Genomic DNA, 13793 nt, shown 5'->3' with positions numbered 1-13793 from the left:
GACCTGTACCCGGACTGGGTACAAACTGAAATAGCAGGTAACTGAGAGCGATGAATACACAACAATTGGCAAAACTGCGTTCTATCGTGCCCGAGATGCGTCGCGTCCGGCACATCCACTTTGTCGGCATCGGCGGTGCTGGCATGGGCGGTATTGCCGAAGTGTTAGCAAATGAAGGCTACCATATCAGCGGTTCAGATCTGGCCCCTAACCCGGTGACGCAGAACCTGATTGCGCTGGGTGCCACCATTTATTTTAACCATCGCCCCGAAAACGTGACCGATGCCAGCGTCGTGGTGGTTTCCAGCGCCGTTTCGCAGGATAACCCCGAACTGGTGGCGGCACGTGAACAGCGTATCCCGGTGATCCGTCGCGCGGAGATGCTGGCTGAGCTGATGCGTTTTCGTCACGGCATCGCCGTTGCGGGTACCCATGGCAAAACGACCACCACGGCGATGGTGTCGAGTATTTATGCGGAAGCGGGTCTCGATCCGACTTTTGTTAACGGCGGACTGGTCAAAGCAGCAGGCACCCATGCCCGTCTGGGTCACAGCCGGTATCTGATTGCTGAAGCGGATGAGAGTGATGCGTCGTTCCTGCATCTGCAACCGATGGTGGCGATTGTGACCAACATCGAAGCTGACCATATGGACACTTATCAGGGCGATTTTGAGAACCTGAAGCAGACGTTTATTAACTTCCTGCACAACCTGCCGTTTTACGGTCGTGCGGTGATGTGTGTGGATGATGCGGTTATTCGTGATCTGATCCCACGCGTGGGACGCCATATCACCACGTACGGTTTCAGTGATGATGCTGACCTGCGCATTGAAAATTATGAACAGAGTGGCGCGCAGGGGCATTTCACCTTGATCCGTCAGGATAAAGCACCGCTGCAGATTACGCTGAACGCGCCGGGACGCCACAACGCCCTGAATGCGGCAGCCGCCGTCGCCGTCGCCAGTGAAGAAGGCATTGAAGACAATGCTATCCTGGCTGCGCTGGAGAGTTTCCAGGGCACGGGCCGTCGCTTTGATCTGCTGGGTGAATTCCCGACAGAGCCGGTCAACGGACAGCCGGGCACCGCGATGCTGGTTGATGATTACGGTCATCATCCCACCGAAGTGGACGCGACAATTAAAGCCGCGCGCGCAGGCTGGCCGGATAAAAAACTGGTGATGGTGTTTCAGCCGCACCGTTACAGCCGTACCCGCGATCTGTTTGATGATTTCGCCAACGTACTGTCGCATGTGGATGTGTTGCTGATGCTGGATGTTTACTCTGCCGGTGAAACCGCCATTCCGGGTGCTGACAGCCGGTCGCTGTGCCGTGCGATTCGTAATCGCGGCAAGGTGGATCCGATTCTGGTGCCGGAACATGACGCGCTGCCAGAGATGCTGGCACCGCTGCTGTCAGGCAATGACCTGATTCTGGTGCAGGGAGCCGGTAACGTCGGCAAGGTTGCCCGCAAGCTGGCTGACACTAAGCTCCAGCCGGAACGCAAAGCGGAGGATCGTCATGGCGGATAAAGTTGCAGTATTAATGGGTGGCACCTCGGCAGAGCGTGAGGTTTCGCTGAACTCAGGTCAGGCCGTCCTCGCCGGATTACGGGAAATGGGCATTGATGCGCATGGCATCGATACCCGTGATGTCTCTGTGCTGACGCTGAAAGAGCAGGGCTTTACCAAAGCCTTTATCGCGCTGCATGGCCGGGGCGGAGAAGATGGCACGCTGCAGGCGGTGCTGGAGTTCCTGCAACTGCCGTACACCGGCAGCGGCGTGATGGCATCGGCCGTGACCATGGATAAGCTGCGCACCAAGCTGCTGTGGCAGGGACGTGGTTTACCGTCAGGAAAGTTTGTCTGGCTGACGCGTCAGCAGTTTGATGCCGGTCTGGACGCAGAAAACAACGCGGCAATTGCGGCGCTTGGCCTGCCACTATTTGTGAAGCCAGCCTGTGAAGGCTCCAGCGTAGGCATCAGTCGGGTTAACGATCTGAGCGCGCTGCCGGCGGCACTGGACATGGCGTTTAAGCACGACAATGACGTGCTGGTCGAAGCGTTTCTCAGCGGCGCGGAGTACACCGTCGCGATTGTGGGCGATCGTATTCTGCCCTCGATTGAAATAAAGAGCGCCAGCGAGTTCTATGACTATGAAGCTAAATACATTTCTGACGATACTCAGTACGTCTGTCCGGCCGATATAAGCGCTGAACGTGAAGCGGAATTACAGCAGCTGGTACTGGCGGCCTGGCGTGCGCTGGGATGTCGCGGCTGGGGACGGGTTGATGTGATGACCGACGGGGAAGGGCGCTTTCAGTTACTGGAAGCCAATACCTCACCGGGCATGACCAGCCACAGTCTGGTACCAATGGCAGCGAAACAGGCGGGCATGAGCTTCCCGCAGCTGGTTGCCCATATTCTGGAGCTGGCCGACTGATATGTCACAGGCGGCGATGAGAGTTCGAAACCGTGAACCGCAGGAGCGTATTCGCACCGGGCGCAGTAACGGTGCCCGACTGTTCGGCATTATTTTTCTGCTGATCGTCATCGGGATTATGGTTGCTGGCGGGCTGGTGGTACTGAAGTGGATGAACGATGCGTCCCGGCTGCCATTGTCAAAACTGGTGGTGACAGGACAGACGCACTACACCACACACGATGATATTCGTCAGGCGATTTTGTCGCTGGGTCCGCCTGGTACGTTTATGTCTCAGGACGTGGACATCCTGCAGCAGCAGATTGAGCGGCTGCCCTGGATTAAGCAGGTCAGCGTACGTAAGCAGTGGCCGGACGAACTGAAGATCCACCTTGTGGAGTACACACCGGTGGCGCGCTGGAACGATTTGCACATGGTGGATGCTGAGGGTGTCTCCTTCAGCGTACCCGCCAGTCATGTCGGCAAAGAGACAATGCCGATGTTGTACGGGCCGGAAGGGAGTGAGAAAGAGGTCCTGGCGGGCTATCACAGCATGGATGATGTGCTGAAAGCCCGGAAGTTTACTCTGAAGGTGGCGTCGATGACGGCGCGGCGTTCATGGCAGCTGGTCACCAGCGACGATGTTCGTATCGAACTGGGCCGCAGCGACACCATGAAACGACTGAATCGCTTTATTGAGCTCTACCCGGTGCTGCAACAGCAAGGTCAGAACGAGAGCAAACGTATCAGCTACGTGGATTTACGATACGACTCTGGCGCTTCTGTTGGCTGGACACCGATCGTGATGGAGCCACAGGACAGTAATCAGCAACAGAACCAGGCACAGGCTAAACAACAATGATCAAGGCAACGGACAGAAAACTGGTAGTTGGACTCGAAATCGGCACTGCGAAGGTTGCCGCCCTGGTTGGGGAAGTTCTGCCCGATGGTATGGTCAACATTATTGGGGTGGGCAGCTGCCCTTCCCGCGGTATGGATAAAGGTGGCGTAAACGACCTTGAGTCGGTGGTGAAATGCGTTCAGCGCGCCATCGATCAGGCTGAGCTGATGGCAGATTGCCAGATCTCCTCCGTCTACCTTGCTTTATCGGGCAAACATATTAGTTGTCAGAACGAAATCGGGATGGTTCCGATTTCCGAAGAGGAAGTGACTCAGGATGATGTAGAGAACGTCGTACATACCGCCAAATCGGTGAGAGTACGTGACGAGCATCGCATCCTGCACGTCATTCCTCAGGAGTACGCCATCGACTATCAGGAAGGGATTAAAAATCCGGTCGGGCTTTCCGGCGTGCGTATGCAGGCGAAAGTGCATCTGATCACCTGCCACAACGATATGGCGAAGAACATCGTTAAAGCCGTTGAGCGTTGCGGGCTGAAAGTGGATCAGCTGATTTTTGCCGGTCTCGCCTCCAGTTTTGCCGTTCTGACTGAAGACGAACGTGAGCTGGGCGTGTGTGTTGTCGATATTGGTGGCGGTACAATGGACATAGCCGTATATACCGGCGGCGCTTTACGGCACACTAAGGTTATTCCGTATGCAGGCAACGTCGTTACCAGCGACATCGCCTATGCGTTTGGCACACCACCAACGGATGCTGAGGCGATTAAAGTGCGCCATGGTTGCGCGCTGGGCTCGATTGTCGGCAAAGATGAGAACGTTGAGGTGCCGAGTGTGGGCGGACGTCCACCACGTAGCCTGCAACGTCAGACGCTGGCTGAAGTGATTGAGCCGCGTTACACCGAACTTTTGAATCTGGTCAATGACGAGATTCTGCAGTTACAGGAACAACTGCGTCAGCAGGGCGTGAAGCATCACTTAGCCGCAGGCATTGTCCTGACCGGTGGTGCAGCGCAAATCGAAGGACTGGCGGCCTGTGCGCAACGCGTATTCCATACGCAGGTGCGTATCGGACAGCCGCTGAATATTACCGGCCTGACTGACTATGCGCAGGAATCGTACTACTCCACTGCCGTGGGACTGTTGCATTACGGCAAAGAGTCGCACATGAACGGTGATGCAGAGACCGAAAAACGGGTCTCAGTAGGTAACTGGTTCAAGCGTATTAACAGTTGGTTAAAAAAAGAGTTTTAATTTTTGTGAAAGGGGATCATGCTGTTTTCTTTAGTGATCTCCAGGCGACAGGCACATAACGGAGAGAAATCATGTTTGAACCTATGGAATTAACCAACGACGCGGTGATTAAAGTCATCGGCGTCGGTGGCGGCGGCGGTAACGCCGTAGAGCACATGGTACGCGAGCGTATCGAAGGTGTGGAATTCTTTGCTGTGAATACCGACGCGCAAGCGCTGCGTAAAACAGCTGTCGGCCAGACCATTCAGATCGGTAATAACATTACCAAAGGTCTGGGTGCGGGTGCGAACCCGGAAGTGGGCCGTAACTCTGCAGAAGAAGATCGCGAAGCACTGCGTTCTGCGCTGGAAGGGGCAGACATGGTCTTCATCGCAGCAGGTATGGGCGGCGGTACTGGTACCGGTGCAGCGCCTGTCGTGGCTGAAGTGGCTAAGGAGCTGGGTATCCTGACGGTGGCGGTTGTCACCAAGCCGTTCAACTTCGAAGGCAAAAAGCGCATGGCGTTTGCCGAGCAGGGGATCGCCGAACTCTCTAAGCATGTCGATTCACTGATCACCATTCCAAACGACAAGCTGCTGAAAGTGCTGGGCCGTGGTATCTCTCTGCTGGATGCGTTTGGTGCAGCTAATGACGTGCTGAAAGGCGCCGTTCAGGGTATCGCTGAGCTGATTACCCGTCCTGGCCTGATGAACGTCGACTTTGCTGACGTGCGTACCGTCATGTCCGAAATGGGCTATGCGATGATGGGTTCAGGCGTCGCGTGCGGTGAAGATCGTGCGGAAGAAGCGGCTGAAATGGCGATCTCCAGCCCACTGCTGGAAGATATCGACCTTTCTGGTGCGCGTGGCGTGCTGGTCAACATTACGGCGGGCTTCGACCTGCGTCTGGATGAGTTCGAGACCGTGGGTAACACTATCCGCGCCTTCGCCTCTGACAACGCGACCGTCGTGATCGGTACTTCACTGGATCCGGAAATGAATGACGAACTGCGCGTCACCGTGGTGGCAACCGGTATCGGCATGGACAAGCGTCCTGAAATCACCCTGGTAACCAACAAGCCAGCCAGTCAGCCAGTGATGGATCATCGCTATCAGCAGCACGGTATGTCACCGCTGCCGCAGGAGCAGAAACCTGCTGCCAAAGTCGTTAACGACCAGGCTGCGCAGTCGAACAAAGAGCCCGATTATCTTGATATTCCGGCCTTTTTACGTAAGCAGGCCGATTAGGATTAACCCTATAATTGGGATTCTCCGCTCTTTGTGCTAAAGTCTCTGTCCGCTGGTAAAGTATACTGGCGGTCGGACAGGTGATATTGCGAGATAATACGATGATCAAACAAAGGACATTAAAACGTATTGTTCAGGCGACTGGTGTCGGTTTACATACCGGCAAAAAAGTCACCCTGACATTACGCCCTGCGTCGGCTAATACCGGGGTCATCTATCGTCGCACCGACTTGAATCCACCGGTAGATTTTCCGGCTGATGCAAAATACGTGCGCGACACCATGCTGAGTACCTGCCTGGTGAATGATGAAGGCGTGCGTATTTCAACGGTTGAACACCTCAATGCCGCCCTGGCGGGTCTGGGTATCGACAACATTATTGTTGAAGTCGATGCGCCAGAAATCCCGATCATGGATGGCAGCGCAGCACCGTTTATCTATCTGCTGATGGATGCGGGCATCGAGCAGCTCAACAGCGCGAAGAAATTTGTGCGTGTTAAGCAGACCGTGCGTGTGGAAGAGGGTGACAAATGGGCCGAGATCAAACCGTTTAACGGCTTCTCGCTTGATTTCACCATCGACTTCAAACACCCGGCTATCGATTCCAGCTCACAGCGTTATGCGATGAACTTCTCTGCTGACGCCTTTGTTCGTCAAATCAGCCGGGCGCGTACATTTGGCTTTATGCGTGAAATCGAATATCTGCAGTCTAAAGGCCTGTGCCTGGGCGGTAGCTTAGATTGTGCGATAGGTCTGGATGATTTCCGCGTACTGAATGAAGAAGGCCTGCGTTTTGAGGACGAGTTTGTCCGTCACAAAATGCTGGACGCGATTGGCGACTTGTTTATGTGTGGTCATAACATCATTGGCGCATTCACTGCGTTCAAATCGGGCCACGCGCTGAACAACAAACTGCTGCAAGCGGTTCTGGCTAAGCAGGAAGCCTGGGAATGGGCAACCTTCGAAGACGAAGCTGAACTGCCGCTGGCATTCAAAGCACCGAATCTGGTTCTGGCTTAATTACCCCGGAACGTGAAACGGCTGGTTATGCTGACACCCTCTCCGGTCAGCGGCGCCAGCCGTTTTTTATTGCCTCTTATCACACGCCTGATGACTGCGACCTCGCTCGCAAAGCGTTGTCTGTTCTGCTGATTTGCTGAACAATCACACGCGTTTTCTCTCGCCATCACTTTAATCCCAGGTGTGGATGCCCCACATTAATGATACTATCTGTGGCGCTTTTACAGGCCGAAATCCGTTGCGGCTCGCGGCGGGTACCAGAAAACAAGAGCGCAACAGAGCATGCGCGATGGAAAGGTTGTGATCGGGATTCTTCTGCGCTGGCGACAATTAGGTAGACGCTACTTCTGGCCTCATCTCCTGTTAGGGATGGTAGCGGCCAGCTTTGGCCTGCCAGCCTGTGCGCAAAGCTCCGAACTCAACGCATCCTCTGAATCTCCGGCCAGCAGTCTCTTTCTTGGCAATGCCACACGCTTTGATCACCTGATCCGGCTGCAGGAAGCATCCCGACGCCCGAGCTTCAGCGTGGATTACTGGCATCAGCACGCCATCCGTACCGTTATTCGTCATCTCTCTTTCACGCTGGCGCCCCAGGCGCAGGCGGAGCAACAGACATTACCGCTGGCGGCACAAAAGCTGGCGCTGATCGACTCACTGCATAGTTTACTGACATCACATTCTGCGCTGCACACTGCACCGCAGCAGATCTCTACGCCGCCTCTTTTCACGGCCGTTACCCGTTCATGGGTAGAGTGGCATGCCAGCGTGCATGGCATTCGCGCCGGACCTGCCCGATTGTTCTGCTAATATTTTTGGTTTTATTCACTCTGTTAAGATTTCGCAGTCCGGAATGCTCCGGCTGAATTGAGAATATATTTACTATGTTAAGCAAAATTTTAACCAAGGTTTTTGGTAGCAGTAACGATCGTACCCTGCGTCGTATGCGTAAAGTGGTGGACGTCATCAATAAGATGGAGCCCGATTTTGAGAAGCTCTCTGATGATGAACTGAAAGCGAAAACTGACCTGTTCCGCGAACGCCTGAAAAAAGGTGAATCGCTGGAAAGCCTGATCCCGGAAGCGTTCGCAACCGTGCGTGAAGCGAGTAAACGCGTGTTCGGGATGCGTCACTTCGACGTGCAGCTGATCGGCGGTATGGTGCTGAACGATCGCTGCATTGCTGAGATGCGAACCGGTGAAGGTAAAACGCTGACCGCAACGCTGCCAGCCTACCTGAACGCGCTGTCCGGCAAAGGCGTTCACGTGGTTACCGTCAACGACTATCTGGCACAGCGTGATGCGGAAAACAACCGTCCGCTGTTTGAGTTCCTGGGTTTAACCATTGGTATCAACATGTCGGGCCTGCCGGCGGTGGCAAAGCGTGAAGCTTACGCAGCAGACATCACCTACGGCACCAACAACGAATATGGCTTCGACTACCTGCGCGACAACATGGCTTTCAGCCCGGAAGAGCGTGTACAGCGTAAACTGCACTATGCGCTGGTGGATGAGGTCGACTCCATCCTGATCGATGAAGCGCGTACGCCGCTGATCATCTCTGGTCCGGCGGAAGACAGTTCTGAGCTTTACACCAAAGTGAACAAGATCATCCCTCATCTGGTGCGCCAGGATAAAGAAGATACCGAAACCCATCAGGGTGAAGGCGACTTCTGGGTCGATGAAAAAGCGCGTCAGGCTCACATGTCTGAGCGCGGTCTGGTCAAAGTGGAAGAGCTGCTGGTCAGCGAGGGCATCATGGAAGCGGGCGAGTCACTCTACTCTCCGACCAACATCATGCTGATGCACCACGTCACTGCGGCGCTGCGTGCGCACGCACTCTTTACCCGCGATGTGGATTACATCGTGAAAGATGGTGAAGTGGTGATTGTTGATGAACACACCGGCCGTACCATGCAGGGTCGTCGCTGGTCTGATGGTCTGCATCAGGCGATTGAAGCGAAAGAAGGCGTTGAGATTCAGAACGAGAACCAGACGCTGGCCTCTATCACCTTCCAGAACTACTTCCGTATTTACGAGAAGCTGGCCGGTATGACCGGTACCGCTGATACCGAAGCATTTGAATTCAGCTCCATTTATAAGCTCGACACCATTGTCGTGCCGACTAACCGTCCGATGGTGCGTAAAGATCTGGCTGACCTGGTCTACATGACCGAGAAAGAGAAGATCGATGCCATTATCGAAGATATCCGTGAGCGTACTGCAAATGGTCAGCCGGTGCTGGTGGGAACCATCTCGATTGAGAAATCAGAAGTGGTCTCTAACGAACTGACCCGTGCCGGTATCAAACATAACGTTCTGAACGCCAAATTCCACGCCCGCGAAGCGGATATCGTGGCGCAGGCTGGTCAGCCGGGTGCGGTCACTATCGCCACCAACATGGCCGGACGTGGTACAGATATTATGCTGGGCGGCAGCTGGCACGCTGAAGTGGCCGAACTGGAAGAGCCAACTGAAGCGCAAATCGAAGAAATTAAAGCGGCATGGCAGATTCGTCATGATGCGGTTCTGGCGTCAGGTGGTTTACACATCGTTGGTACTGAGCGTCACGAATCGCGTCGTATCGACAACCAGCTGCGTGGTCGTGCAGGTCGTCAGGGTGACGCCGGTTCTTCTCGCTTCTACCTGTCGATGGAAGATGCGCTGATGCGTATTTTTGCCTCAGACCGCGTCTCGAATATGATGCGTAAACTGGGCATGAAGCCAGGCGAAGCGATTGAGCATCCGTGGGTCACCAAAGCGATTGCCAATGCCCAGCGCAAAGTTGAAAGCCGTAACTTCGATATTCGTAAGCAGCTGCTGGAATATGATGATGTGGCTAATGACCAGCGTCGCGCGATCTACAGTCAGCGTAATGAGCTGCTGGATGTGTCTGACGTTAGCGAAACCATCAACAGCATTCGCCACGACGTCTACAAAGTCACCATCGATACTTACATTCCGCCGCAGTCGCTGGAGGAGATGTGGGATGTGCCAGGCCTGGAAGAGCGTCTGCGCACTGACTTCGATCTGAACCTGCCGATTGCAGAGTGGCTGGATAAAGAGCCCGATCTGCATGAAGAAGTGCTGCGTGAGCGCATCATGACCCATGCTATGGAAAGCTACGCTGAGAAAGAAGAGATCGTTGGCGCAGAGATGATGCGCAACTTCGAAAAAGGCGTGATGCTTCAGACGCTGGATTCGCTGTGGAAAGAGCATCTGGCCGCGATGGACTATCTGCGTCAGGGCATCCATCTGCGCGGCTATGCGCAGAAAGATCCGAAGCAGGAGTACAAGCGTGAATCCTTCGCCATGTTTGCCGCGATGCTTGAATCACTGAAATATGAAGTGATCAGTACGCTGAGCAAAGTCCAGGTGCGCATGCCAGAAGAAGTTGAAGCGATGGAGCAACAACGTCGCGAAGAAGCTGAACGTCTGGCACAGCAACAGCAGCTGAGCCATGTTGAAGAGGATCTGCTGGCAGCCGCAGAGCCTGTGGCGGAGCAGAGTGGTGAACGCAAAGTCGGCCGCAACGATCCCTGCCCATGTGGTTCCGGTAAAAAGTACAAGCAGTGTCATGGCCGTATCGCCTGAGACTGAATGCTAATAAAAAAGGAGCCGCTGGCTCCTTTTTTTATGTTCTCTGCCACCCAGGCAACAGCGACTCCGCTGAGCTAAAGCGGTTAACATCCGCTACGGCATGCTCTAAAATCAGGCTTCATTCACCCATTACTACCGGATAGTCTCCATGAAGCACCTGCAGGTTGCAGTTGGCATCATTCGCAATGCCAGTAAACAAATTTTCCTTGCCCAGCGCGCGGCGACCTCTTACATGGCGAACAAGTGGGAGTTTCCTGGCGGTAAGATTGAAGCGGGCGAAAGCGCCGAACAGGGATTGATAAGGGAACTTCATGAAGAGACCGGGATTGAGGTCACCGAGGCACGCCCGATTGGTCATGCAGACCACAGCTATGACGATCTGCGGGTGACGCTGCATTTCTTTCTGGTTGAAGGGTGGAAAGGAGAGCCGTGGGGCAAAGAGGGTCAGCCGCAGCGTTGGGTTGATCAGCATGCGTTGGTCGCGGAGGAGTTTCCGCCCGCGAATCATCAGCTGATTGCGCGTCTGATCGCCGGCGAACTCTGAGCGGATGGGGCAGCGCGCCCCATCCGGTTCGGCTGTCAGCGATCTTCTTCACTCCAGTTGTCACTGTCGTTCATATCGTCGCGGCTGGGAATGCGTTTCTCTTCTGCGGCCCACTCACCTAAATCAATGAGCTGGCAGCGCTTACTGCAAAAGGGGCGCCACGGGCTGAGTTCATCCCAGATCACATCTTTGCCGCACTGCGGACAGGCAACGGTCATCACTTCTTGCTGCATTTTTACCTCTAACAACAGGCCAGTTGAAAATTAAGGCGGGCCGGAACTTCACCACGCTCACTATCAAGCGGCATAAAACGAATGGCGTAGCGGCTTTTATGTCCGGACACCTGTGGATAGAGCGCATCCTCCAGCGACAACTGCAGTCGCAGCAGATCGGCGCCTTCGGCATTATCCTGATAAAAACCATTAAGGCTGGTCTGCACATGAAACGCGCCGGACTGGCGGATCAGATCCAGTATCATCGCCAGCGCATGATGCAGTGGCTCCAGCGTCAGCATCCAGGCTTCGACCTGCGCATCGCGTGCTTCCTGCGGCAGATGGAGCCAGATGTGCAGGCCTGGCAAATCAAAGCTGCAGCATCCTCCAGGGATGCTCAGACGCTGCCGCACCAGGGCAATCAGACGGTCCTCGCGGAGTTGCTGGCCCATACGTGGGGCATTCATCAACTGCGTTGACTGAATTTTGAGTTTATCGCGCAGGGCATTAACCAGCGTCATATCAACACCTGGCACATCAGCCCATGCACGTAACTTTTGCTGCTGACGCTCCAGCTCTTTTAACAATTCAGTACGCATATCGCCACGCTCAAAAATGTCGAGCAGCTCGCTAATCAGGCGAAAAAAGGTCAGCGCATTAACGGTTTTATCCAGTGGGACAATTTCATCTAACTGATTGATCAAAAACTCAACCCGTAACCAGGTTCGCATTTTTTCATTCAGTGGGTGTTCAAACAGAACGGGTGTGCTCATGGTATTAATCCTGTTTCGTTGCCGCTAGCCTGAGATAGCGCTGATGGAGTTCGGCAACCTGCGGCAAGGCGTCGTCGGGCTCGCCACTGTTATCAATAATGTCATCGGCACAGGCGAGGCGCTGCTGGCGCGTCGCCTGTGCGGCAAGAATGCGTTTCGCCTGCGCGACGGAAAGATGATCACGCTGCCGGGTGCGCGCTAACTGCGTTGCCTCATCAACATCCACCACCAGTACCCGATCAGCCTGGTGCTGTAACTGATTTTCCACCAGTAGCGGCACCACCCAGAGCACATAAGGTGTGGTGGCTTCGGCGATCAATTGACGCGTCCGGGCATTAATCAGTGGATGCAGCAGCGCGTTTAACCAGCTTTTCTCTTCCGGCTGCTGAAAAATAATGTCGCGAAGCCGGCTACGATCAAGCTTCCCCTCATCAGTCACTATCGACGAGCCATAGCGCGCCTGAATGGCCTGCAAAGCGGGTGTGCCGGGTTCGACAACTTCACGTGCTATCAGGTCAGCATCAATAATTTCCACGCCAGACGCTGCGAATGCCTGGGCAATCGTACTTTTACCACTGCCGATCCCCCCTGTAAGCGCGACGATATAGGGCATGTTTCTCACCTGACTTCTCTTTTCGACAGGGCTTCAGGGTAATGATCTGTATAAAAAACGCAAAAATGCGCGTCAGATCACACCGATAAACCACAATTAAATTTAACGGATTGTAGCGTAAATAAAGTGAAATTCGCAGTCTTGTCGCGCAGCGAGAGGCGCGTATCATAACGTCACTGGAGCTGTGCTTACTTCGTGAACGACGATTCATTGCCACTTACCAGGACACTGTTTATGCGTATTGAAGAAGATTTAAAACTGGGCTTTAAAGATGTCTTAATCCGCCCCAAACGCTCCACGCTGCAAAGTCGCTCACAGGTTGAGCTGGAACGCAGCTTTACCTTCAGACATTCGGGCCTGAGCTGGAGCGGCGTACCGATTATCGCCGCCAACATGGATACCGTCGGCACATTTTCAATGGCTGAGGCGCTGGCCAGCTTCAATATCCTTACAGCAGTCCATAAGCATTACAGCGTAGATGAGTGGCGCGCGTTTATTCAGCGCGTCCCCGCGACGGTATTGAAACATGTGATGGTTTCAACCGGCACCTCGGAGGCCGATCTCAATAAACTGGTCGCGATTATGGCGCTGTCAGACGATCTGCAGTTTATCTGCATCGACGTGGCCAACGGTTACTCTCAGCATTTTGTTGATTTTCTGCAGCGCGCCCGTGAAACCTTCCCGGCTAAAACCATCTGTGCCGGTAACGTGGTAACGGGCGAAATGGTGGAAGAGCTGATTCTCTCTGGCGCGGATATAGTTAAAGTCGGCATTGGCCCGGGTTCGGTCTGTACAACCCGGGTGAAAACCGGCGTGGGCTATCCGCAGCTTTCCGCTGTCATTGAATGTGCCGATGCGGCGCATGGCTTAAGCGGACAGATTGTCAGTGATGGCGGCTGTTCAGTGCCTGGCGATATTGCGAAAGCGTTTGGCGGCGGTGCCGACTTCGTGATGCTGGGTGGTATGCTGGCGGCACATGATGAGTGTGAAGGGCAGGTGGTCGAAGAGAATGGCGAAAGCTTTATGCTGTTTTACGGCATGAGTTCCGAATCGGCGATGAAGCGTCACGTTGGCGGTGTGGCGCAATATCGCGCAGCAGAAGGTAAAACGGTGAAGCTGCCATTGCGTGGCCCGGTTGCTGACACCGCGCGCGATATTCTGGGTGGACTGCGTTCCGCCTGCACCTACGTGGGCGCGGAGCGGCTGAAAGAGCTGACCAAGCGCACCACCTTTATCCGGGTTAATGAGCAGGAAAACCGCGTTTTCAACCGATAGTC

General features: G+C 54.5%; 13 protein-coding genes. 10 read left to right on the top strand and 3 right to left on the bottom strand.

The annotated features are described in order from the left end of the window. Positions 1 to 50: 50 nt before the first annotated feature. The 9 genes from murC to mutT all read left to right on the top strand — a co-directional run bounded on the left by murC (position 51) and on the right by mutT (position 10918). On the top strand, positions 51 to 1529 hold the full coding sequence (gene murC / locus ACXKZD_RS16045) for a UDP-N-acetylmuramate--L-alanine ligase (RefSeq protein ID WP_010253883.1): 1479 nt from the start codon (positions 51 to 53) through the stop codon (positions 1527 to 1529). Next, positions 1519 to 2439, top strand: coding sequence for a D-alanine--D-alanine ligase (locus tag ACXKZD_RS16040; RefSeq protein WP_010671826.1), 921 nt, complete (start codon positions 1519 to 1521; stop codon positions 2437 to 2439). The genes murC and ACXKZD_RS16040 overlap by 11 nt, the downstream gene beginning before the upstream one ends. A gap of 1 nt (position 2440) precedes the next feature. After that, positions 2441 to 3280: a cell division protein FtsQ gene (gene ftsQ / locus ACXKZD_RS16035; RefSeq protein ID WP_010253887.1), complete on the top strand. Its 840-nt coding sequence runs from the start codon at positions 2441 to 2443 to the stop codon at positions 3278 to 3280. Continuing rightward, positions 3277 to 4533: a cell division protein FtsA gene (gene ftsA / locus ACXKZD_RS16030; RefSeq protein WP_010253890.1), complete on the top strand. Its 1257-nt coding sequence runs from the start codon at positions 3277 to 3279 to the stop codon at positions 4531 to 4533. The genes ftsQ and ftsA overlap by 4 nt, the downstream gene beginning before the upstream one ends. Before the next feature lie 71 nt (positions 4534 to 4604). Beyond that, positions 4605 to 5759: a cell division protein FtsZ gene (ftsZ, locus tag ACXKZD_RS16025; protein ID WP_010253892.1), complete on the top strand. Its 1155-nt coding sequence runs from the start codon at positions 4605 to 4607 to the stop codon at positions 5757 to 5759. Positions 5760 to 5860: 101 nt separating this feature from the next. Next, positions 5861 to 6778: a UDP-3-O-acyl-N-acetylglucosamine deacetylase gene (gene lpxC, locus ACXKZD_RS16020; RefSeq protein ID WP_010253894.1), complete on the top strand. Its 918-nt coding sequence runs from the start codon at positions 5861 to 5863 to the stop codon at positions 6776 to 6778. A gap of 300 nt (positions 6779 to 7078) precedes the next feature. Beyond that, positions 7079 to 7585, top strand: coding sequence for a secA translation cis-regulator SecM (gene secM / locus ACXKZD_RS16015; protein WP_323054595.1), 507 nt, complete (start codon positions 7079 to 7081; stop codon positions 7583 to 7585). 74 nt (positions 7586 to 7659) lie between these two features. Further along, the gene (gene secA / locus ACXKZD_RS16010) at positions 7660 to 10368 is read left to right on the top strand and encodes a preprotein translocase subunit SecA (RefSeq protein ID WP_010671827.1); all 2709 of its coding nucleotides are present in this window, start codon (positions 7660 to 7662) and stop codon (positions 10366 to 10368) included. A 154-nt stretch (positions 10369 to 10522) separates the two neighbouring features. After that, positions 10523 to 10918 carry an 8-oxo-dGTP diphosphatase MutT gene (mutT, locus tag ACXKZD_RS16005; RefSeq protein ID WP_010671828.1) on the top strand — a complete coding sequence of 132 codons (396 nt, stop codon included), beginning with the start codon at positions 10523 to 10525 and terminating at the stop codon, positions 10916 to 10918. 35 nt (positions 10919 to 10953) lie between these two features. Here mutT and yacG read toward each other — a convergent pair whose 3' ends face one another. Genes yacG through coaE form a run of 3 tightly spaced genes read right to left on the bottom strand, consistent with a single transcriptional unit; the run spans position 10954 to position 12516 of the window. Then, the gene (gene yacG / locus ACXKZD_RS16000; protein ID WP_010253903.1) at positions 10954 to 11151 is read right to left on the bottom strand and encodes a DNA gyrase inhibitor YacG; all 198 of its coding nucleotides are present in this window, start codon (positions 11149 to 11151) and stop codon (positions 10954 to 10956) included. An 8-nt stretch (positions 11152 to 11159) separates the two neighbouring features. Next, a complete protein-coding gene (gene zapD / locus ACXKZD_RS15995; protein ID WP_033756556.1) occupies positions 11160 to 11903 on the bottom strand; it encodes a cell division protein ZapD in 744 nt (247 codons plus the stop codon). Positions 11904 to 11907: 4 nt separating this feature from the next. Then, positions 11908 to 12516, bottom strand: coding sequence for a dephospho-CoA kinase (coaE, locus tag ACXKZD_RS15990; RefSeq protein ID WP_172608967.1), 609 nt, complete (start codon positions 12514 to 12516; stop codon positions 11908 to 11910). Positions 12517 to 12750: 234 nt separating this feature from the next. On the opposite strand from coaE, the gene ACXKZD_RS15985 reads away from it, so the two are divergent. Beyond that, a complete protein-coding gene (locus ACXKZD_RS15985; protein ID WP_010671832.1) occupies positions 12751 to 13791 on the top strand; it encodes a GMP reductase in 1041 nt (346 codons plus the stop codon). Positions 13792 to 13793 lie beyond the last annotated feature (2 nt).

The organism is Pantoea sp. ABR1s (assembly GCF_057812235.1).
The sequence above is the reverse complement of the archived record's forward strand: the minus strand, read 5'-3'. Positions and strand labels throughout refer to the sequence as shown.

Bases quoted from the DNA above. Each gene is read 5' to 3' on its own strand.
- murC (WP_010253883.1), top strand. From the start codon at position 51: ATGAATACACAACAATTGGCAAAACTGCGTTCTATCGTGCCCGAGATG.
- ACXKZD_RS16040 (WP_010671826.1), top strand. From the start codon at position 1,519: ATGGCGGATAAAGTTGCAGTATTAATGGGTGGCACCTCGGCAGAGCGT.
- ftsQ (WP_010253887.1), top strand. From the start codon at position 2,441: ATGTCACAGGCGGCGATGAGAGTTCGAAACCGTGAACCGCAGGAGCGT.
- ftsA (WP_010253890.1), top strand. From the start codon at position 3,277: ATGATCAAGGCAACGGACAGAAAACTGGTAGTTGGACTCGAAATCGGC.
- ftsZ (WP_010253892.1), top strand. From the start codon at position 4,605: ATGTTTGAACCTATGGAATTAACCAACGACGCGGTGATTAAAGTCATC.
- lpxC (WP_010253894.1), top strand. From the start codon at position 5,861: ATGATCAAACAAAGGACATTAAAACGTATTGTTCAGGCGACTGGTGTC.
- secA (WP_010671827.1), top strand. From the start codon at position 7,660: ATGTTAAGCAAAATTTTAACCAAGGTTTTTGGTAGCAGTAACGATCGT.
- mutT (WP_010671828.1), top strand. From the start codon at position 10,523: ATGAAGCACCTGCAGGTTGCAGTTGGCATCATTCGCAATGCCAGTAAA.
- yacG (WP_010253903.1), bottom strand. From the start codon at position 11,151: ATGCAGCAAGAAGTGATGACCGTTGCCTGTCCGCAGTGCGGCAAAGAT.
- zapD (WP_033756556.1), bottom strand. From the start codon at position 11,903: ATGAGCACACCCGTTCTGTTTGAACACCCACTGAATGAAAAAATGCGA.
- coaE (WP_172608967.1), bottom strand. From the start codon at position 12,516: ATGCCCTATATCGTCGCGCTTACAGGGGGGATCGGCAGTGGTAAAAGT.
- ACXKZD_RS15985 (WP_010671832.1), top strand. From the start codon at position 12,751: ATGCGTATTGAAGAAGATTTAAAACTGGGCTTTAAAGATGTCTTAATC.